This window comes from Nonomuraea sp. NPDC048882 (assembly GCF_040649755.1).
GTDB lineage: Bacteria > Actinomycetota > Actinomycetes > Streptosporangiales > Streptosporangiaceae > Nonomuraea > Nonomuraea maheshkhaliensis.
Genome location: NZ_JBEZGB010000010.1, coordinates 255,694 through 274,173, shown reverse-complemented (window position 1 = coordinate 274,173; position 18,480 = coordinate 255,694). Strand labels below are relative to the sequence as shown.

At 71.5% G+C, this 18,480-nt stretch carries 20 protein-coding genes; 12 read left to right on the top strand and 8 right to left on the bottom strand.

Annotation, left to right across the window (positions count from 1 at the left end; genetic code table 11):
- Nucleotides 1-25: 25 nt before the first annotated feature.
- From argF to AB0C27_RS33295, 5 genes are all read left to right on the top strand, one after another.
- Nucleotides 26-1,033 carry an ornithine carbamoyltransferase gene (gene argF, locus AB0C27_RS33315; protein ID WP_357852127.1) on the top strand — a complete coding sequence of 336 codons (1,008 nt, stop codon included), beginning with the start codon at nt 26-28 and terminating at the stop codon, nt 1,031-1,033.
- Nucleotides 1,034-1,969: a carbamate kinase gene (gene arcC, locus AB0C27_RS33310; protein ID WP_357852124.1), complete on the top strand. Its 936-nt coding sequence runs from the start codon at nt 1,034-1,036 to the stop codon at nt 1,967-1,969.
- Between the two features lie 9 nt (nt 1,970-1,978).
- Nucleotides 1,979-3,400 carry an amino acid permease gene (locus tag AB0C27_RS33305; RefSeq protein ID WP_357852121.1) on the top strand — a complete coding sequence of 474 codons (1,422 nt, stop codon included), beginning with the start codon at nt 1,979-1,981 and terminating at the stop codon, nt 3,398-3,400.
- Nucleotides 3,401-4,267 carry a universal stress protein gene (locus AB0C27_RS33300; protein ID WP_357852118.1) on the top strand — a complete coding sequence of 289 codons (867 nt, stop codon included), beginning with the start codon at nt 3,401-3,403 and terminating at the stop codon, nt 4,265-4,267.
- 301 nt (nt 4,268-4,568) lie between these two features.
- On the top strand, nt 4,569-5,063 hold the full coding sequence (locus AB0C27_RS33295; protein WP_026214021.1) for a transcriptional regulator: 495 nt from the start codon (nt 4,569-4,571) through the stop codon (nt 5,061-5,063).
- Between the two features lie 919 nt (nt 5,064-5,982).
- Here AB0C27_RS33295 and AB0C27_RS33290 read toward each other — a convergent pair.
- The 3 genes from AB0C27_RS33290 to AB0C27_RS33280 form a co-directional block, all read right to left on the bottom strand.
- A complete protein-coding gene (locus AB0C27_RS33290; RefSeq protein ID WP_357852115.1) occupies nt 5,983-6,429 on the bottom strand; it encodes an SAV_6107 family HEPN domain-containing protein in 447 nt (148 codons plus the stop codon).
- A gap of 521 nt (nt 6,430-6,950) precedes the next feature.
- Entirely contained in the window at nt 6,951-7,142 is a 192-nt protein-coding gene (locus AB0C27_RS33285) for a ferredoxin (RefSeq protein ID WP_357852112.1), read from the bottom strand.
- Between the two features lie 6 nt (nt 7,143-7,148).
- The gene (locus tag AB0C27_RS33280) at nt 7,149-8,342 is read right to left on the bottom strand and encodes a cytochrome P450 (RefSeq protein ID WP_357852109.1); all 1,194 of its coding nucleotides are present in this window, start codon (nt 8,340-8,342) and stop codon (nt 7,149-7,151) included.
- Between the two features lie 96 nt (nt 8,343-8,438).
- Here AB0C27_RS33280 and AB0C27_RS33275 point away from each other — a divergent pair, with 96 nt between their 5' ends.
- A complete protein-coding gene (locus AB0C27_RS33275) occupies nt 8,439-9,041 on the top strand; it encodes a helix-turn-helix domain-containing protein (RefSeq protein WP_357852106.1) in 603 nt (200 codons plus the stop codon).
- Nucleotides 9,042-9,161: 120 nt separating this feature from the next.
- Nucleotides 9,162-9,695 carry a hypothetical protein gene (locus AB0C27_RS33270; RefSeq protein WP_357852103.1) on the top strand — a complete coding sequence of 178 codons (534 nt, stop codon included), beginning with the start codon at nt 9,162-9,164 and terminating at the stop codon, nt 9,693-9,695.
- Here AB0C27_RS33270 and AB0C27_RS33265 read toward each other — a convergent pair.
- Nucleotides 9,670-10,581, bottom strand: a complete 912-nt coding sequence (locus AB0C27_RS33265; RefSeq protein WP_357852100.1) for an NmrA family NAD(P)-binding protein — start codon at nt 10,579-10,581, stop codon at nt 9,670-9,672. The two genes, AB0C27_RS33270 and AB0C27_RS33265, sit on opposite strands and share 26 nt — an antisense overlap.
- Before the next feature lie 82 nt (nt 10,582-10,663).
- Between AB0C27_RS33265 and AB0C27_RS33260 the strand changes: the two genes are divergently transcribed.
- Entirely contained in the window at nt 10,664-11,065 is a 402-nt protein-coding gene (locus AB0C27_RS33260; RefSeq protein WP_357852097.1) for a helix-turn-helix domain-containing protein, read from the top strand.
- Nucleotides 11,066-11,182: 117 nt separating this feature from the next.
- On the opposite strand, the gene AB0C27_RS33255 is transcribed toward AB0C27_RS33260, so the two are convergent.
- Nucleotides 11,183-12,037, bottom strand: a complete 855-nt coding sequence (locus AB0C27_RS33255; protein ID WP_357852094.1) for a L,D-transpeptidase family protein — start codon at nt 12,035-12,037, stop codon at nt 11,183-11,185.
- Nucleotides 12,038-12,110: 73 nt separating this feature from the next.
- On the opposite strand from AB0C27_RS33255, the gene AB0C27_RS33250 reads away from it, so the two are divergent.
- The 3 genes from AB0C27_RS33250 (at nt 12,111) to AB0C27_RS33240 (ending at nt 15,183) form a co-directional block, all read left to right on the top strand.
- Nucleotides 12,111-12,587 (top strand): YbaK/EbsC family protein, encoded by a 477-nt coding sequence (locus AB0C27_RS33250; RefSeq protein WP_346107679.1) that lies wholly within the window; start codon nt 12,111-12,113, stop codon nt 12,585-12,587.
- Between the two features lie 10 nt (nt 12,588-12,597).
- On the top strand, nt 12,598-13,170 hold the full coding sequence (locus tag AB0C27_RS33245; RefSeq protein WP_357852091.1) for a GNAT family N-acetyltransferase: 573 nt from the start codon (nt 12,598-12,600) through the stop codon (nt 13,168-13,170).
- A 282-nt stretch (nt 13,171-13,452) separates the two neighbouring features.
- Nucleotides 13,453-15,183 carry a hypothetical protein gene (locus AB0C27_RS33240; RefSeq protein ID WP_357852088.1) on the top strand — a complete coding sequence of 577 codons (1,731 nt, stop codon included), beginning with the start codon at nt 13,453-13,455 and terminating at the stop codon, nt 15,181-15,183.
- 58 nt (nt 15,184-15,241) lie between these two features.
- Here the strand turns inward: AB0C27_RS33240 and metF are convergent, their stop codons facing one another.
- Nucleotides 15,242-16,108 carry a methylenetetrahydrofolate reductase [NAD(P)H] gene (gene metF, locus AB0C27_RS33235; RefSeq protein ID WP_357852085.1) on the bottom strand — a complete coding sequence of 289 codons (867 nt, stop codon included), beginning with the start codon at nt 16,106-16,108 and terminating at the stop codon, nt 15,242-15,244.
- Nucleotides 16,109-16,256: 148 nt separating this feature from the next.
- Here metF and AB0C27_RS33230 point away from each other — a divergent pair, with 148 nt between their 5' ends.
- Nucleotides 16,257-17,324, top strand: coding sequence for a polyprenyl synthetase family protein (locus AB0C27_RS33230; RefSeq protein WP_357852082.1), 1,068 nt, complete (start codon nt 16,257-16,259; stop codon nt 17,322-17,324).
- Between the two features lie 135 nt (nt 17,325-17,459).
- On the opposite strand, the gene thiE is transcribed toward AB0C27_RS33230, so the two are convergent.
- Together thiE and AB0C27_RS33220 are read right to left on the bottom strand one after the other, a co-directional pair.
- A complete protein-coding gene (gene thiE / locus AB0C27_RS33225; RefSeq protein ID WP_357852079.1) occupies nt 17,460-18,098 on the bottom strand; it encodes a thiamine phosphate synthase in 639 nt (212 codons plus the stop codon).
- On the bottom strand, nt 18,076-18,450 hold the full coding sequence (locus tag AB0C27_RS33220) for an Rv2175c family DNA-binding protein (RefSeq protein ID WP_346107668.1): 375 nt from the start codon (nt 18,448-18,450) through the stop codon (nt 18,076-18,078). Before AB0C27_RS33220 ends, thiE begins: the two co-directional genes overlap by 23 nt.
- Between the last annotated feature and the right edge of the window lie 30 nt (nt 18,451-18,480).

Below are 18,480 nucleotides of genomic sequence, written 5' to 3'. Positions count from 1 at the left end.
GCACAGCCCGGGTGAGCGCCGCACGATGACGGCCGTCGACCTGCGCGACCGCAGTTTCCTGAAAGAGCTCGACTTCACGCCGGACGAGCTCGGCTTCCTGCTGCGCCTGTCGTCCGAGCTGAAGGCGGCCAAGCACGCCGGCGCCGAGCGGCCGCGGCTGCGCGGCAGGAACATCGCGCTGATCTTCGAGAAGACCTCCACCCGCACCCGCTGCGCCTTCGAGGTGGCCGCCCACGACCAGGGGGCGCACACCACCTACCTCGATCCGGCCGGCACCCAGCTCGGGCACAAGGAGTCGGTGGCCGACACCGCGCGGGTGCTGGGCCGCATGTACGACGGCATCGAGTACCGCGGCAGCAGGCAGGCCCACGCCGAGGAGCTGGCGGCGCTGTCGGGGGTGCCGGTGTGGAACGGGCTGACCGACGAGTGGCATCCCACGCAGACGCTGGCCGACGTGCTCACCATGCGCGAGCACGCCGGCCGGCCGCTGCGCGAGGTGTCCTTCGCCTACCTCGGCGACGCGCGCAACAACATGGGGCACTCGCTGCTGGTGACGGGCGCCATGTTCGGCATGGACACCCGCGTCGTGGCCCCCAGGGCGCTGTGGCCCGACCAGGAGTCCGTGCTCGGGCCGGCCGAGCGGGTGGCGGCCGGCACCGGCGCCACGATCACCGTGACCGACGACGTGAACAAGGGCGTCAAAGGGGCCGACTTCCTCTACACCGACGTGTGGGTGTCGATGGGCGAGCCCGCCGAGGTGTGGGACGAGCGGATCAAGCTGCTGCTGCCGTACCAGGTGAACGAGGCCGTGGTGAAGGCCACCGGCAACCCCTCGGTGAAGTTCATGCACTGCCTGCCCGCCTTCCACGACCGCGGCACCGAGGTCGGGCGGGAGATCTACGACAGGACCGGGCTGGACGCGCTGGAGGTGACGGACGAGGTGTTCGAGTCACCGCGTTCGATCGTCTTCGACCAGGCCGCGAACCGGCTGCACACCATCAAGGCCATCATGGTCGCGACCTTGGGAGACTGAATGCGGGTCATCGTGGCTCTGGGCGGCAACGCCGTCCTGCGGCGCGGCCAGCGGCCGGACGCCGACACGCAGGTCGCCAACGTGCGCACGGCCGTCAGGACGCTCGCCCGGCTCGCGGCCGAGCACGAGCTGGTCATCACCCACGGCAACGGTCCCCAGGTCGGCATGCTGGCCGCGCAGTCGGCCGCCGACCCCGGCCTGACCAGGCCCTACCCGTTCGACGCGCTGGGCGCGCAGACCCAGGGCCTGCTCGGCTACTGGATCCAGCAGGCCCTGCAGAACGCGCTGCCGGGCCGCCAGGTGCTCGCCATGGTCACGCAGACGCTCGTCTCGGCCGTCGACCCCGCGTTCGAGCGGCCGGCCAAGTTCGTCGGCCAGGTCTACGAGCGGGAGGAGGCCGAGAAGCTGGCCGCCGAGCGCGGCTGGACGGTCGCCCAGGACGGCCGCCACTGGCGCCGCGTCGTCCCCTCCCCCGCCCCGCAGCGCGTGGTCGAGACCCGGCTGATTCGCCGGATGACGGGCGAGGGCGTGATCGTGGTGTGCGCGGGCGGCGGCGGCATCCCCGTCGTGCGCGACGAGCGCGGGCGGCTGACGGGCGTGGAGGCCGTGATCGACAAGGACCTCACCACCTCGATGCTGGCCGAGGCGCTCGACTGCGACGCGTTCCTGAGCCTGACCGACGTGCCGCGCGTCATGCGCGGCTTCGGCACGCCCGAGCAGAGCGAGATCGGCCACACCACCCCGCACGAGCTGCGGGCGCTCGACTTCCCCGCCGGGTCGATGGGGCCGAAGGTGGAGGCGGTCTGCCGGTTCGTCGAGACGACCGGCGACATGGCCGCCATCGGGCGGCTGGACGAGGCCGAGCGCATACTCGACGGCTCCGCGGGAACCATCGTCACACCCAACGGCAGGTGGCCGCTGACGAGCACGCTGTAGGGAGCGTCCATGACACTGGCCGGGCGTCTCTTGCGTACCAAGCCGACCGAGCGCATCGTCGCCGAGGGCGGTCACGGCGAGGGCGGCGAGCTGCGGCGCACGATGACGTTGTGGCAGCTGACGCTGTTCAGCGTCGGCGCGACGCTGGGCACGGGCATCTTCGTGATCCTCGGGCAGGCGGTGCCCAAGGCGGGTCCCGCGGTGGTGCTGGCGTTCGCGCTGGCGGCGATCACGGCGCTGTTCTCGGCGCTGTCGTACGCCGAGCTGGCCGGCACGATCCCGGTGTCCGGCTCGTCCTACTCGTACGCGTACGCGACGCTGGGCGAGCTCGTGGCCTGGATCTGCGGCTGGTGTCTGATGCTGGAGTACGCCGTCTCCGTGGCGGCGGTGGCCGTCGGCTGGGGCGAATACCTCAACTCCTTCCTGCACGCCCTGTTCGGCTTCGAGCTGCCGGACGCGATCACCCGCTCCCCCGGCCAGGACGGCGGCGTGGTCAACGTCACCGCGATCGTCATCGTGCTGCTGGCCACCTGGCTGCTGCTGTACGGGGCCTCAGAGAGCGCCAAGGCCAACGCGTTCTTCGTGCTCATCAAGATCGCGGTGCTGCTGTTCTTCTGCGCGGTGACGTTCACCGCCTTCCAGTCCGGCAACCTCGCGCCCTTCGCGCCCATGGGCGTGGCCGGCATCACCGCGGCGGCCTCCCAGGTGTTCTTCTCCTACATCGGCTTCGACGCCGCCTCCACCGCCGGCGAGGAGGCCAAGAACCCCAGGCGTGACCTGCCGCTGGCGATCATCCTGTCGCTGGTCATCGTGACCGCCGTCTACGTCCTGGTCGCCCTGGCCGCGGTCGGGGCGATGCCGTGGACCGAGTTCGACGAGGAGGGCACCGAGGCGAGCCTGTCGTACGTCGCCAACCTCGCCGTGGGCGCCACCTGGCCCGGCCTGATCGTCTCCTTCGGCGCGGTCGTCGCCATCGCCAGCGTCGTGCTCACCGTCATCTACGGCCAGACCCGCATCCTGTTCGCGATGTCGCGCGACGGGCTCATCCCCCGGATCTTCCAGCGGGTCAACCCGCGCCGGCAGGTGCCGGTCGCCAACACGCTCATCGTGGCCGCGTTCATCTCCGTGCTGGCCGGGCTGGTTCCGCTCGGTCAGCTCGCCGAGGCGACCAGCATCGGCACGCTGTTCGCCTTCGCCATCGTCAACGTCGGCGTGCTCGTCCTGCGTTACCGCAGCCCCGAGCTGCCGCGCAGCTTCCGCACGCCGCTGTTCCCGGCCACGCCGGTGCTGGGGGCGATCCTGTGCGTCGTGGTCATGGCGGGGCTGGCCGGGGTCACCTGGCTGGCCTTCGCGCTGTGGATGCTCGTCGGCCTGATCTGCTACTTCCTGTACGGCTATAGCCATTCACGGCTGAATGCCGAGGTGGGCTGAATGAAGCTGGACAACGTCCTGGCCGGATACGTCGCGAACCCGCGGGGACGCGACGGGCTGGCACTGGCCGTCCTGCTCAGGGACCGGGCGCGGGCGCGGCTGACGGTGGCGAACGTGCTCCCGCCCGCCACCTCCGCGCCGGGGCCCGCCAGGGCCGAGGAGAGCGCGTGGCGGGCCTACCTGCACGAGCAGGCCGCCGTCACCCTCGCCCAGGCCCGCGAGCTGGCCGGCGACGACGCCGAGTACGTCACGCACACCCATCGGGGCAGCGGACGCGGACTGGTGGAGCTGGCACGCAGGCGCGGCGCGGACGTCGTGGTGATCGGCTCGGCGCCGGGGCGCGGCAGGGGGCTCATCTCGGTGGGCAGCACCGCCGACCAGCTCCTGCACAGCTCCTCCGTTCCCGTCCTGCTCGCACCGCGCGGCTACGGCGACGATCCGCCGGCCGCCTTCGACCGGCTCACCGTGGCCTACCGGCGCGGCCCCGGCTGCGACGTGGCGGTCAAGGACGCGGCCAGGGCGGCTGCGGCGCTCGACGTGCCGCTGCGGCTGATCACGCTGGTGGTCAGCAGCGGCAGGCGGGTGAGGATCGAGGAAGAGATGCTCGCCCGTCTGCGCGACCAGGCCGCGGCCGACCTGCGCGCCGCGGCCAGAGGGCAGCGGCGGCGCTCGCCCGTGGAGGTCGAAGTGCTGGAGGGCCGCAACGTGGCCCAGGCACTCGCCGCGACCTCGTGGCTGCCCGGCGAGATGATCATATGCGCTTCCAGCGACACCGGGCCACTCAGGCGGGTGTTCCTCGGGGACACCTCGATCAAGATCGTCAGGGCCTCGACCTGCCCTGTCATGGTGCTCACCAGGCAGCCTTGACCGCCGCGAAAATGTCGTCAAACCCTGACGAAGCAGCGTTACCAGTGGGGCATGAGGGGCGTTTGCGGCGTTCCCTACCGGACCGGATTCGGCATCTTTTTTCCAATCAGCTTGACCTTCGGCGTCCACCCCTTTACCGTCACTGTGCGTAACCACACCGCGCGGCGTTCTGGGGTAAACCCAGGGCCATGGCTACCGATGGTGCCGAGCCTGGCATCAGACCCCCCGGTGGCCGGGGCATACGCCGCAAGGGAGCACAATCTACTGAGAGCGATACATACGAGAGCCGGGGGGCCACACGATGCCGTCTGAGTACGCAAAGTCGCTGGGTGCACGACTCCGCGCCATCCGCACCCAGCAGGGGCTGTCCCTGCATGGAGTCGAGGAGAAGTCGCGTGGCAGGTGGAAAGCCGTAGTCGTTGGCTCTTATGAGCGCGGCGACCGAGCGGTGACCGTGCAGAAGCTTGCCGAGCTTGCCGACTTCTACGGGGTGCCCGTCTCCGAGCTGCTGCCGGGCGGAGCCGCCCCCAGCCCGCTCGGGCCGACACCCAAGCTTGTGATCGACCTGGAGCGCCTGGCGACTCTGCCCAAGGAGAAGGCCGGCGCCCTTGCCCGTTACGCCGCGACGATCCAGAGCCAGCGCGGCGACTACAACGGCAAGGTGTTGTCGATCCGCCAGGAGGACCTGCGCTCCCTGGCCGTGATCTACGACAAGTCGCCGAGCGAGCTGACCGAGGAGCTGATCAGCTGGGGCGTCCTCGACGCCGAGGCCCGCCGGGCCGTGGAGTCCTTCTGAGACGTCCTTGAGGTCGTCCGGCCTCGGGCCCGCTGGTCCTCCAGCCCGAGGCCTGCCACTTTGAGACAGTCAGCTTGAGGCCCCGGCGGTTCCGTTCCACGCCGGGGCCGCCGGTTCAGACCCTCGGTCCACGGACGCCCGTCCGGAAGCCACCCGCTTCACCCTGGGGCCCGCCGCACATCGGCGGGCCCTTCGGCATCCCCTGCCGGGCGCACTACACGGAGCACCACGGTCCGAAGCCGGACCATGAGCACGGCAGGGGCTCAAGCAGGCCGCTGCGACGCGCAGGCCACCGATCTTCGGCCCACCCACCCATGCGCGGGCTTCACGCCGTCCAGGGGCGTCGTGCGCTCACGCGCGTGCGGGTACGGGTGTTGTGCCGCTCCGCGCCTCCGGAAGCCATCCCCCCGGAAGCCATCCCCCCGGTAGACAGCCAGCCGGTAGGCAGCCAGTCGGCGGGCCGCGATGGGGTTGCCGCAAATGGCCCTGGTGGAGGTGCCGGACCGGCGTGCTCGGCAGCGATGCCGAAAGGCGCGGAGGCGCGTCGGCCGGGCGTGAGTGTGCCGGAGGTCGGCCCGCTCGAACGGGCCACACCCGGAAGGCATCGCACCGGAAAGCAGCCCAGGCGCCGACAGCGCCGGTGATTGCCTTGGTGGCGGTGCCGGAAGGCGCGCTCGGCGTAGCGGCACCGAAAGGCGCGCGAGCCGGGTGTGTGGATGCCCCAGGGAGCGACCCGGTCCAGACGGGTCGTGCCCGGGGACACCCCGCCGGAAGGCGGCCCGGCCGGAGGTGGGTGCGTCCGCGCGCGGTCAGCCCGTCGGCTGCGCGGCCGCCGGGAGATGCCGCCACCGGCCGGGACGGCCACCGCTCGCCAGGGCGAGCGCCGGACCTCTTGCCGGGGCGGAGGGTAAGACGCCGGTCAGCCGGCCAGGGGGACGTTCACCGGGAGCTGGGGCTGCCCTGGAATGCCCAGGAGGTCTTCGACCGCTGAGACGAAGGTCTCGGCCTCGGCCAGGATCTCGTCCGCGTCGGCGGCGCTGATGCGGCGCACCATGCCCGCCTCCGCCGCCGCGCGCTTGTCGGCGGTGGTGGCGAAGTAGGCGGCCCACTCGGCCAGGTGCGGCTCCGCCTCCGGCAGCAGCTCCCACGCGCTGCGCAGGCGGCGCCGGCGCCCCTCCATGGGGCGGGGCCGGGCGGCCAGGATCGCCGCCGCAGCTCGGAGAGCCGCCAGGTGGGCGGCCACATATCGGGATGCCGGGGTGCGAGCGCCGGTCGCATCCGCCAGGCAGGAACGTGAATCGGTCAGGTGTGCCCGAACCGCAGCCGACAACCGGGGCCCGGGCGTTTCTCTAGGCCGTGGTGCCATCTTGCGCGCCTCCTTGGAGTCGTGGGCGGCGTCCGGCGTCTCCGCCGGTGATGCCAACAATCGCAGACGCCACCGACATTTCCGCCGGGCTGGCCGGACGAGGAGCTTCCCCTCACCCCGTCCGGCCAGGACACGCCCGCTCGTCTCCGCCGACGACGAGGACGCGCCCTTCGCCCGTGGAGCCTGGCCGCGGGGATCGCTTGGGGAAGCGAACGGCCCGCGACCAGGTCCTGGTGACGTTGAGCCGCGAGCCTCACCGTCACTAGGTCGAACATAATTTCGATCACGCTTGGTGTCAACCGATTCCACGAACACAGGTTCGATGACCATGGAGAGAAAGTGCCCACCGGTGACCGCTGACCGTCGCGTTCGCTCGACCGTACGGGCATTCGCGCCACCGTACGGGCTCGCGCCACCGTACGCATTCGCGGCACCGTACGGGCATAAGAGAGCCGCCGTCGCGGGACAGGGCGCGGCGGCGGCGGATGGGTGTCAGGAGGGCGTCAAGGGGACGCCGGCCCTCACTCGACCGAGATGGCCCCGGACGGGCACAGGGTCACGGCACGGCGTACGGCGTCCTCCAGATCCTGCGGCGGCGCCTCCTGAAGGAGCACGACCGTGCCCTCCTCCTCACTCTGATCGAACACCGCCGGCACCGTCAGCGCGCACATGCCCGCCCCGATGCACACCGATTCGTCTGCCTTGATCTTCATCTTGACCTACCAAGTGACAGGGAGGCGGTGCACTCCGTAGATGGACATGTCCGAGCGCATCGGCACCTCCTCGGGTGTTACCGCCAAGCGTAGGCCAGGCAGGCGGCGCAGCAGCGCGGGGAAGGCGATGCGCATCTCGGCGCGGGCGAGCTGCTGGCCGAGGCACTGGTGGATGCCGTGGCCGAAGGTGAGGTGCCCGCCGGCGGGGCGGGTGAGGTCGAGTTCGTCGCCGCCGGCGAAGCGGGAGGGGTCGCGGTTGGCGGTGGGCAGGTGGAGGGTGACCGTCTGCCCGGCCTCGATCGTGACACCCTCGATCTCCACATCCCGCAGCGCCGTACGGATGGGGCCGAGGTGGATGATCGTGAGGAACCGCAGCAGTTCCTCCACGCCGTTGTCCACCGCCGACGGGTCGTCGCGCATCGCGGCGAGCTGGCCGGGGTTCGTGAGCAGCGCGTACGTCCCCAGCCCGAGCATGTTGGCGGTCGTCTCGTGCCCGGCGATCAGCAGCAGGAGTGCGACGCCGGTGAGCTCCTCGTCGTTCAGCTCGCCGGTCTCGACGAGCCCGCTGATGAGGTCGTCGGCCGGCTGGGCGCGCTTGCGCTGGATCAGCCCGTACATGAACGCGGAGATCCGCCCCAGGGCCGCCAGGGCGTCGTCCGCCTCGGTCTCCAGGCTGGCCAGGAGCTTGGTGTCCTGCTGGAAGCTCGAGCGGTCCTCGTACGGCACCCCGAGCAGTTCGCAGATCACCAGTGACGGGATCGGCAGCGCGAACTCCTGCACGAGATCCACCGGGCCGCCCGCGGCCGCCATCGCGTCGAGGCGCGCGTCGACGATCTCCGCGATGCGCGGTTCGAGGAGCTTCATCCGGCGCACCGTGAACTGCCCGGTCAGCAGCTTGCGGAAGCGCGTGTGCTCGGGCTCGTCCATGCGCAGGAAGAACCCGGGCGGCAGCTTGGCCTTGCCCTTGTCCGACAGGTTCATCCTGGCGGCCTTGATCGGCGGATGCTGCTTCTCGGTCAGGTTGCTGAAGTGAGGGCTCGCCAGCACCGCGCGGGCGGCCGCGTAGCCGGTCACCAGCCAGCCCTGGTGGCCGTCGGCGTACGTCATGCGGTGCAGGGCGCCGTGTTGTCGCAGCTCTGTGAGCTTTTCCGGCGGGTCGAGCGGACGCCGGCGGGTGGTGGGCATGGTCAGTTCGGACATGATCGGGCTCCTTTCCTGTCTCCCTTCCTAGAAAACCTCAACGGATGCAAAATTTCAATGGATGCAACACTTCAATCCATGCAGTACAGTTCCGGCATGGCGGGTCTACGGGAGCGCAAGAAGCAGCGCACGCGGCAGGCGCTGATCGAGGCGGCGTTCCGGCTGTTCGACGAGAAGGGCTTCGAGGAGACGACCCTCGCGGAGATCGCGGCTCAGGCCGAAGTCTCGACGCGCACGTTCTTCAGCTACTTCGCCAGCAAGGACGACCTGATCTTCCATGACACCGACCAGCGCCTGGAGATGGCCGTCGGCGTCATCGCCGGGCGGGCGCCGGGAGAGACGCTGGTCGGCGTGCTGCACCGGCTCGTCGACACCAGCGTCGAGAACACGCTGAACCAGACGCTCGGCAAGAAGGAGGCGGCGGTGCGCACGCGCCTCATCCTGACGGAGCCGTCGCTGCAGGCCCGGGGGCTGCACCTGCTGTTCGACACCCAGCTGCGGCTGGCCAGGGCGCTGCACGAGTCCTTCGCCGGGGAGCTGACCATGGCGGAGTCGGCGGCGGCGATCGGGGCGCTGATCGGGGCGGTGAAACTGGCAGTCGTGGCCGATCTCCGGCCTGACCGCACGTTCGACGAGATCCTCGACACCGCCCGGCGGGCGGTGGAGATCGCGGTCTCCGGCCTGGGCTCCCTCTCCTGATCCCCGTTCCCGCTCGGCGCTCCTCTCCCCTCGGCGGGCGGCCGAGCCGGTGGTGGTGGGTCGCTCGGATCAAGGTCTTTTGAGAGGCTGTCCCCCTGAGCCGAGCGGAGAGGAGCGCCGATGGCGGTCAGCCGGGGGCGGGTGGCCGGTCTCGTTCTGCTGGCCATGGGGCCGGTTCTGGTCGCGGCGTACACGGGCGCGGGACACGTGGCCGTCCGGGCGGGGGTGCGGGCGCAGGTGACGGGGCCTGGGTGGCAGGGCGGCCGGATCGACGCCGCCGGCATGACCTCGCTCGGGGTGGACGCCTGGCGGCTGACCTGGTGGACCGCCGCGTTCGCCGGTCTGGTGGCGCTGTCGTACGTGGTCATCGGCGCGCTGCTGCGGCGCGGGCGCAGGGGCCGCACACCCTTACTGGTGCTGTCGGGCCTGCTGATCGTCCCCTACGCCCTGAGCTTCGTCGTGGCGCTGGTCAACCCCGTCGCGCTGCTGGCCAGGCCGTACCAGTCGCCCGACTTCGCCGCCGGCCTGCCCCCGTGGCAGCCGGCGACGGCCTACCTTCTGCTCGCCGCGGGCCTCGCGCAGGGCGCGGGGCTGGTGCTGGCGGCCGCCGAGGGCAGGCGCACCGCCCTCAGCCGGCCGCAGCCTCAGCGCTGAGCCCCTCAGCGGCCTGGTTCACGGCCGCCGCGATCAGGTCGCGTACGGGGCGCGGCGACTCCACGAACGCCGGCAGGTCGCTCCCCCGGGCCTCCAGCAGCCCGGCGACGACGTTGGCGTACGTGGAGATCGTGTGCCCCGCCTGGTACGGCTCCATCCCCGCGAGCGCCGGCCGCACCGCCCCCAGCGGCACCGCCGCGTACGTGACCGGCCGTCCCAGCGCCTCGGCGACGATCGCGGCCAGGTCGTGCCCGCCGACCGCGCTCAGCCCCTCCAGCTCGTACGTACGCCCGGCGTGCCGCCGCTCCCCGCCCGCGACCACGTCCCGCCACGCCTCGGCCGCCACCCGCACCGCCACGGCGGCCAGGTCCTCCCTGGCCACCACCGACACCCGGCCCGTGCCGAGCGGCGCCGCGAACACCCCGCTCTCCACCGCGTCCGGCAGGCCCGCGAGCGCCAGGCCCGCCGCGATCTCGGCGTACAGGCCGTTGCGCAGCACGGTGACGTCGAACGGCGCCCCGGCCAGCCGCGCCTCGGTCCACCGGTGCGCCAGGGCGATCGTGAGCCGATCGCCGGACCCGGCCAGGCTGGTGTAGATCACGTGCTCGACGCCCGCGTCCGCGGCCGCCCCGACCACCGCGCCGTGCCGGGCGAGCACGACGTCGTCCTCGGCGTACCCGGCGGACACGAACACCAGCACCTTCGCGCCCGCGAACGCCTCCTCCAGCGTCTCCGGTCGGTCGAAGTCGGCGTGGCGCACCCGTTCCCCGTCGCCGGAGCTGCTGGCCCCGGCCACCTCCATGCCCTCCCCAATACCCTCCACGGCCCGAAGGCCGGCCAGGATCGAACCGCCCAGCGCTCCGGACACACCCGTAACGACGATCATGAAACACCCCTAATGTGGTCATCGCAGGTCGACGACCCCCAGGATGGGGGCGTTCCGGCGCTCGCCGTAAGGAGGCACTCTCATGTCGGTCGCGCACACCGGGGTAACCCTCCAGCCCACGGGCCCGTGCGGAGACGACGACTGCGGGATCAGGGACGTCCTCGACCGCATCGGCGACAAGTGGACGGTGCTGGTGCTCGTGGAGCTGGCCAAGGGGGTGCGCCGGTTCAGGGAGCTGGAGCGCGCGGTGCCGGGGATCTCTCAGCGCATGCTGACGCTGACGACGCGGCGGCTGTGCCGGGACGGGCTGGTCGAGCGCACGGCGTACGCGACGATCCCGCCGCAGGTCGAATACCGGCTGACGCCGATGGGCGCCAGTCTGGCGGAGGCCGTGGCGCGGCTGGCCGACTGGTCGCGCGAGCACAAGGACGCCATGGAGGACGCCCGCGGGCGCTGGGACGCCACGCACGCGGACGAGCCCTGAGCACCGCCGGCGAGAAACCCCGGCGTGAGGGCCGCAGCCCTTCAGGCGCGCGGAACGGCCCGGCGCGGGGTCGCAGCCCTCAGGGACGTGCGGCTGCCCCGTGCGGGGCCGTCAGCTTCAGGCGCGCCTGAAGCGGCCCTTGACGTGCACCGGCACGCCTTTGCCGAGCATCCCCGGCAGGACCTGGGCCACGTTCATCGGCATGCGCACGCACCCGTGAGAGGCCGGGTAGAGCGGCACCGACAGCGCCCCGTGGAAGGCGATGCCGCCGTTGAAGAAGATCGGGTTGTAGAGCTGGCCGAGGTAGGACTTGTGCCAGCCGCTGGCGCGCCACGTCGTGCGGTAGTTGCCGGTCGGGGTGGTGGCCGAGCCGCAGAAGCGCTGCTTCCTGCCCTGCCAGGCGGCGGTCTCGCAGTAGGGGACGCCGCTGCCCGAGGAGACGTGGGTGATCAGCTTCACCTCGCCGCCGACGTACAGGACCATGATCTGCTTGGTCAGGTTGACCTCGGCGCGGGTCGGCTTGCCGTTGGGGACCAGGACCTTCGGCGCCTTGGGCGCCTCAAGGGCCTCCCACGTGCGCCGGGCGACGGTGCTGCTCGGCCTGATGCCGTTGACCTTCTGGAACGCCCACACGGCCGCCAGCGTGGTGCCGCCGTACTGGCCGTCGGCCTTGCCCGGCCGGTAGCCGAGCTCGGTCAGGCGCTTCTGCAGCCAGGTGACGGACTTGCCCTTGGCGCCCAGTTTGAGGGTCTTGCGCGGGGCGGTGACGGCCGGCGTCACGGGGGCCGCGCCGGCGGCCTGGGCGTTCGGTACGACGGCGGCCGCCAGGGCGGAGGCGCCGGGTGAGAGGCCCGGCCGATCGCCTTCCGCTCCCGTCGCGCAACCCGTGAGGACGACCGCACCGGCGGTCAGGAGAGCAGCCACCCCGGGCAGCCGTCGAGCCACCACCGTCACCACCTCATCATCGGTCAAGAACGGATCAGAGGACCCTACACCACCCACCATGAATGGGTAATCAGGGCGCCAACCTGTTTAGAGTGTCGTCATGTCTGAGAAGTTGCCCGCGAACGCCCTCATCGTCGAGTCCGCCCTGCGCGAAAGAGGAGCCGGCGGCGAGATCGTGGTCCTGCCCGAGAAGGCCCCCACGGCCGCGACCGCCGCCGCGCAGGTCGGCTGTGAGGTCGGTGCCATCGCCAACAGCCTGATCTTCGACGCGGACGGCGCGCCGCTGCTCGTCCTGACCAGCGGCGCGCACCGGGTGGACGTCGAGCTGATCGCGCGTACGGCGGGCGTGGCGAAGGTGCGCAGGGCGACGCCCGAGTTCGTCAGGGAGGCCACCGGCCAGCCGATCGGCGGTGTGGCCCCGGTCGGGCATCCGGCGCCCGTGCGCACGCTGGTGGACACCTGGCTGAGCAAGCACGAGGTGGTCTGGGCCGCGGGCGGGCATCCGCACACGGTGTTCCCGACGACGTTCGACGAGCTCGTGCGCATCACCGGGGGTACGCCGGTGGACGTCGAGTAGTGTGCGACGGGTGATCGAGTTTCGCGGAGCCGGTCCGGCCGAGTTCACCGAGCGGCTGGAGACAGTGATCGACATTTACGCGGCCGCGATGAAGCCGCCGGTGGACCAGATAGCCGGCCGCAAGACCATCATGCGAAACCACGGGACATATCCCCATTTTCAGTGTTATTTCGCGGAATTGCGTGATTCATCCCCCGATGGGGCGACCGCTGAACCCAGAATCGTCGGTTTCGCGTACGGATTCCGCGGCGCCCCCGGCCAGTGGTGGCACGACGTCGTCTGGCGCGGCCTGGCCGACCGGCTGGGCCAGGAGGCGGCCGACGCCTGGATGGGCTACGCGTTCGAGCTGGCCGAGATCCACGTGCACCCCGAGTGGCACAACAAGGGCATCGGCCGTGCCATGATCACCACGCTGTGCGCGGGCCGCCGCGAGCGCTCGGCCATCCTGTCCACCCACGACCAGCCCACGGCCGCCCGCCACCTCTACGCCAGCATGGGCTTCACCGACCTGCTGACCCGCTTCGTCTTCCCCGGCGGGCACGAGGAGTACGCGATCGCCGGCCGCCCGCTCCCGCTCACCTGAGGTCGCTTACGTGACCCGTGGTTTACCAGGCATGACGCGGGGCAGAAACTAGTCACGGAAAGTGATCGACCCTTTACCGATTGTCCGGTGTCCCCTGCCCGTCACCCGCCCGGTCCCCCTGCGGGCGGGTGGCGGGCCCGTACCTCCGGGGGCCGCGGTGACACCCGGGCCGCGCCTTCGGCGGTTGCGGCGACATCCGGGCCCGCGTGTCGGTGGTGATCTCTATCATGCTGCCCCAGAGATCGTCCGTGCCGATGGGGGCCCGCTATGAAGCGTCACTTCGTGAAGATCGTCGATGGCCCGTTCGCCGGATTCGACGCCGAGCTCGTCTCCGCGGACGGTCCGAGACTGACGGCCCGCGTGTCGGTCTTCGGCCGGGAGACGACGATCGACCTCCACCGCGATCAGGTCGAACGTCCCGAGGAGATGCCCGAGCTGTGGCGCGAGGAGGAGGACGACGAGCAGGTCCGCGCCGGCCTGCGGAAGCGGACGGCGGAGCAGTACGACGACCTCGCCCACATCGAGAAGTTCGGCTTCTTCCTCGATCGCGCCGATCTCCCCGAGCACGATCCGGCCCAGGAGTGGGACGCCTACCTCGGGTGGTGCACCGAGATCGACGCCCGGGCAGTGCGGCGGAAGGCGGCGGCGCTGGCGGCGTTCGACCAGGAGATCGCTCCCCTGCCGGCCGCCGAGGCGCGCGGCCGGATGGCGGCCGACCCCGGCCGCTGGCTGCCCGCCGAGGCCGCCATGAAAGAGCGCCGGTCCCGCTATCCGGGCCTCGACGGCCCCACTCCCGAGGAACGACTCCAGGCGGCGATCTTCGGCGGACCCGATCCGGCGCCGTCTGTGTGGGAACGGGCCCATCATCGGCGGGCCGCCGCGCGTTCCGCCGCCGAGCTGCGCGACTACGCGGCATGGAAGGCGGCGAACCGGTCGCCGGCCGAGGACGAGCGGCTGAGGTCGGCCGCCGCGGCCCAGGTCGAGCACAAACGCGCCGCGATCGAGGCCCGCGTCGCCCGCGACTGGGGATTCCGGCTGCCTGACTCGATCTTCCGGTTCCGGACCTTCCTGCTGTCCCTGTGCCCGGCCGGGAATCAGGCTTTCCACGACCTGGACCTGTCCCCGTTCGGAATCATGGACCTCTTCGACGATCCGGAACGCCGGTCCCGGGACGGCATCGACGTGCGCGTGCACGGCCGCTACTACCGCGACCCGCCCGAGTTCCTCACGTTCATGCACGGCGGCACCGACGGGCTGCACTTCGGGCTCTGGTACGACGACGGCCGCACCTGCACCGGCGTCGCCTCCTACTACAACAACGACGGCGGCGGCGTGGGCCTGCCGACCCGCACCCCTCTTGAGGCCGTCCGCGACACGCTCGAATGGCGATGGCGCGACCTGTCGTCCGAGGACGGCGAGCCGGCCGATCTCCTGGACCCCGACGTGGTCGTACGACGGCACCGGCTGCGGCTGCTGCGCGAGGTCCTGACGACCTTCGAGACCGGCGACCGCGACGAACAGGGCGAGGACTATCACGACGCCAGCGGCCACTCCCCCGAGCTACTGGAGCACGGAGACCCCGACCGGCTGGAGACCCTGGACGGCGGCGGCGCGCTCGTCGAAGGCGACACCCTGATCGAGGGCGGCAGGGCGATCGAGCCCGGCACAGCGATCACAGACGACACCATGATCGAGCGTGGCCGACAGCGACCGTGGGACGATTACGACTTCTGCACGGCCCTGGTGAAGGAGCTGACCGGCGACCCGGCCGTCCGAGCGGCCCACGTCACGGAGGCGCTGCGCCGCTGCGCCGCAGGGTTCCCCGCCGACGCGCTCGCCCTCGGCCGCGACCTGCACTGGATCAGCGCGGGCGACCCGGAACGCGAGGCCCAGGCGAACGAACTGCTCACCACGGCCTACCGCGCCCTGGGCCGCGACAACCTCGCGGCGATCGCCGAAGCCCATCACCGCCACCGCGATCTGCCCCAGGTGCACGTCCTGGAAGGGACCTGACGTCGCCCCACCGACCCCGAGCGACCCTCCCCGAGCGACCGCGCTCAAGCGGCCGGGATCAGGCGGACAGGGGGATGCGCTCCAGGCGCTGGAACACCTCGCGCGACGCGCTCGACCGGTTGAAGGTGATGAAGTGGATCCCCGGCGCGCCCTCGTCGAGCAGCCGCTGGCACAGCTCCGCCCCGTGGTCGATGCCGAGCCGCCGCACCGCCGCCGGATCGTCCTTGACCGCCTCGAACCTGGCCGCCACGTCCGGCGGGAACGGCGCCCCCGACAGCTGCTCGGAGCGGGCGATCGTGCTCATCTGGGTGACCGGCATGATGCACGGGATGATCGGCGTGTCACAGCCCCGGGCCGCCACCCGGTCACGCAGCCGCAGGTAGTCGTCGGCCTGGAAGAACATCTGCGTGATCGCGTAGTCGGCCCCGGCCCGGCACTTGCGTACGAAGTATTCGGTGTCGGACTCGATGGAGGGCGAACGCGGATGCTTGTAGGGGAAGGCGGCCACGCCGACGCAGAAGTCGCCCGCCTGGCGGATCAGGCGGACGAGCTCCTCGGCGTAGAGCACGCCCTCGGGATGCTGCACCCACTCGGCCGTCGGGTCGCCGGGGGGATCGCCGCGCACGGCCAGGATGTTGCGCACTCCGGCGTCGGCGAAGCGCCCTACGAGGTGGCGCAGCTCGCGGATGGAGTGGTCGACCGCGGTGAAGTGGGCGACGGGCGTGAGCGTGGTGTCGTGGGCGATCCGCTCGACGATGTCGACCGTGCGGTCACGGGTGGAGCCGCCGGCGCCGTACGTCACGGAGACGAACGTGGGCCGCAGCGACTCCAGCTCCCTGATCGCCCGCCACAACTGTTTGGCGCCCTCGTCGGTCTTCGGCGGGAAGAACTCGAAGGAGAACGACCGGCCACCGGCGGCGAGCATGTCGCGGACGGTGGGAACACGATCGGGCCTTACAGAGGGTCGACCAAGAGCCATGCCCACAAGATTAGCGCCACATCTCGCAGACCTGCCGGTCAGACAGACACCCTGGAGATCCGCACCCTCGCTCCCGGCCACTAGTCTCATGGGCATGACCACTGACGCGGCCGGCCTGGAGATCCTGCGCGCGCAGGTCGAGCGCGCTCTCGGAGAGTTCGTCGAACGGCAGCTGCCCGACGGCGGCGATCCCGAGTTCGCGCCGCTGCGCGAGGCGGCCGACAAACTGCTGTCCGGCGGCAAGCGGCTGCGGCCGGCGTTCTGCTACTGGGGGTGGCGCGGCGCCGGCGGCACCGACGTGCCCGGCATCTTCACCGCCGCCGCCTCGCTGGAGCTGCTGCAGGCCAGCGCGCTGGTGCACGACGACGTGATGGACAAGAGCGATCTGCGCCGGGGCATGCCGTCCGCGCACCGCCGCTTCCAGGCCATGCACGAGAAGTCGGGCTGGCACGGCTCGGCGGAGCAGTTCGGCGAGGGCGCGGCGATCCTGCTGGGCAACCTGCTGCTGATCTGGTCGGGCGAGATGTGGCGGGCCAGCGGGCTGCCGCGCGAGTCGCTGGAGGCGGCCCAGCCCGTCCACGACCACATGCGCACCGAGCTGATGTGCGGCCAGTATCTCGACCTGCTGGAGCAGGCGCACGGGGAGAACTCGTTCGAGTCGGCGCTGCGGGTGGCGCTCTACAAGAGCGGCAAATACTCGGTGGAGCAGCCGCTCAGGCTCGGGCTGGCGCTGGCCGGGCGGGAGCTGGCGCCGTGGATGGACGAGCTGTGCGCCGGGTTCGGGCGGCAGGTCGGGATCGCGTTCCAGTTGCGCGACGACATCCTCGGGGTCTTCGGCGACCCGGCGCAGACGGGCAAGCCCGCCGGCGACGACCTGCGGGAGGGCAAGCGGACGATGCTGGTGGCCCGCACCCTGGCCGCGGCCTCGCCCGCCGAGGCCGGCACCGTGCGCCGGCTGCTCGGCGATCCCGCGCTGGACGAGGGCGGGGTCGAGACGCTGCGGCAGATCATCGACGACACCGGGGCACTGCGGGAGTGCGAGGACCTGATCGGCGACTACCTGGGCGAGGCGCTGGCGGCGCTCGACTCGGCCCCGGTCACGCCGCAGGCGCGCGCCGCACTGACCGACCTGGCCATCGCCGCCACCAGCCGCAAGACCTGACCCGCCGCCGACCGGTCGGCCGACGGTCATCCGCCGGCTCGCCGGCCACCGATCACCGGCCAGCCCGCCGTCCGGCCGCTCACCCGCCGAACGGCCGACGGCCGGCGCTTCAGCCGGCCGGGGGTGTTCGGCTGCTCAGCCGGCCGACAGGCGTTTGGCGAACTCGGCAGCCGCCGCGCCGGGGTCGTCGGCCTCGGTGATCGCGCGGACGACCACCACCCGGCTCACCCCGTACGACATCACCTCGTCCAGGTTGGCGAGATCGATGCCGCCGATCCCGAACCACGGCCGCGAGGTGCCCAGCGCCGCCGCGTGCCGCAGCAGCGACGGGCCGGGAGCCGGGCGGCCGGGCTTGGTCGGGGTGGGCCAGACGGGCCCGCAGCAGAAGTAGTCGACGCCCTCCTCCACAGCCGCGGCGGAAGCCTCGGCGGCGGAGTGGGTGGACCGTCCGATGACGATGTCGTCGCCGAGTATCTCTCGCGCGACCGTCACAGGAAGGTCGTCCTGCCCCAGATGGAGCACGTCGGGGCGGGCGGCGTACGCGACGTCCGCCCGGTCGTTGACGGCCAGAAGTTTGCCGTGCCGGTCGCAGGCGTCGCGGAAGACCTCGAGGAGCGCGAGTTCTTCGCGTGCCTCAAGACCCTTCTCCCGCAGCTGGATGATGTCCACGCCGCCGGCCAGCACCGTGTCGAGGAACTCCGCCAGATCGCCGCGGTCGCGGCGGCCGTCTGTGCAGAGATAGAGGCGCGCGTCAGAAAGCGAGGGCTTGGGCACGCCGCTTGACCTCGGTATGACGGCCGGCCCTGATCGCCTCGACGGGCGATCCTGGCAGCGACTCGTCGGGGGTGAAGAGCCAGCGCAGCGACTCCACGTCGTCGTAGCCGGCATCCTGCAACACCGTCAGGGTGCCGGGCAGGCCCTTCATCACGTCCTTCCCATCGAGGAACACCGCGGGCACCTGTGGCCCGCCGCCGCCCCGGCGCACGCCGAGGAGCTTGTGGTCCTTCAGGAGCTGCTTGGCCCGGCCGATCGAAAGGTCGAGGCGCCTGGCCACTTCGGGGAGCGTGAGCCACTCGTCGATGAGCTGCTCGGTCTCCCGGTCGATCTGTGCAACAGAAAGCGTCACGAAACCACAACTACCACATGCCGTGCTTGC

What these genes read in the sequence shown, in the direction of transcription:
- AB0C27_RS33260 (WP_357852097.1), top strand. Translation starts at nt 10,664, where the DNA reads ATGTCGGTCGCGCACACCGGGGTAACCCTCCAGCCCACGGGCCCGTGC.
- metF (WP_357852085.1), bottom strand. Translation starts at nt 16,108, where the DNA reads ATGCTCGCCGCCGGTGGCCGGTCGTTCTCCTTCGAGTTCTTCCCGCCG.
- AB0C27_RS33300 (WP_357852118.1), top strand. Translation starts at nt 3,401, where the DNA reads ATGAAGCTGGACAACGTCCTGGCCGGATACGTCGCGAACCCGCGGGGA.
- AB0C27_RS33290 (WP_357852115.1), bottom strand. Translation starts at nt 6,429, where the DNA reads ATGGCACCACGGCCTAGAGAAACGCCCGGGCCCCGGTTGTCGGCTGCG.
- AB0C27_RS33265 (WP_357852100.1), bottom strand. Translation starts at nt 10,581, where the DNA reads ATGATCGTCGTTACGGGTGTGTCCGGAGCGCTGGGCGGTTCGATCCTG.
- argF (WP_357852127.1), top strand. Translation starts at nt 26, where the DNA reads ATGACGGCCGTCGACCTGCGCGACCGCAGTTTCCTGAAAGAGCTCGAC.
- AB0C27_RS33285 (WP_357852112.1), bottom strand. Translation starts at nt 7,142, where the DNA reads ATGAAGATCAAGGCAGACGAATCGGTGTGCATCGGGGCGGGCATGTGC.
- arcC (WP_357852124.1), top strand. Translation starts at nt 1,034, where the DNA reads ATGCGGGTCATCGTGGCTCTGGGCGGCAACGCCGTCCTGCGGCGCGGC.
- AB0C27_RS33280 (WP_357852109.1), bottom strand. Translation starts at nt 8,342, where the DNA reads ATGTCCGAACTGACCATGCCCACCACCCGCCGGCGTCCGCTCGACCCG.
- AB0C27_RS33250 (WP_346107679.1), top strand. Translation starts at nt 12,111, where the DNA reads ATGTCTGAGAAGTTGCCCGCGAACGCCCTCATCGTCGAGTCCGCCCTG.
- AB0C27_RS33275 (WP_357852106.1), top strand. Translation starts at nt 8,439, where the DNA reads ATGGCGGGTCTACGGGAGCGCAAGAAGCAGCGCACGCGGCAGGCGCTG.
- AB0C27_RS33295 (WP_026214021.1), top strand. Translation starts at nt 4,569, where the DNA reads ATGCCGTCTGAGTACGCAAAGTCGCTGGGTGCACGACTCCGCGCCATC.
- AB0C27_RS33270 (WP_357852103.1), top strand. Translation starts at nt 9,162, where the DNA reads ATGGCGGTCAGCCGGGGGCGGGTGGCCGGTCTCGTTCTGCTGGCCATG.
- AB0C27_RS33305 (WP_357852121.1), top strand. Translation starts at nt 1,979, where the DNA reads ATGACACTGGCCGGGCGTCTCTTGCGTACCAAGCCGACCGAGCGCATC.
- AB0C27_RS33230 (WP_357852082.1), top strand. Translation starts at nt 16,257, where the DNA reads ATGACCACTGACGCGGCCGGCCTGGAGATCCTGCGCGCGCAGGTCGAG.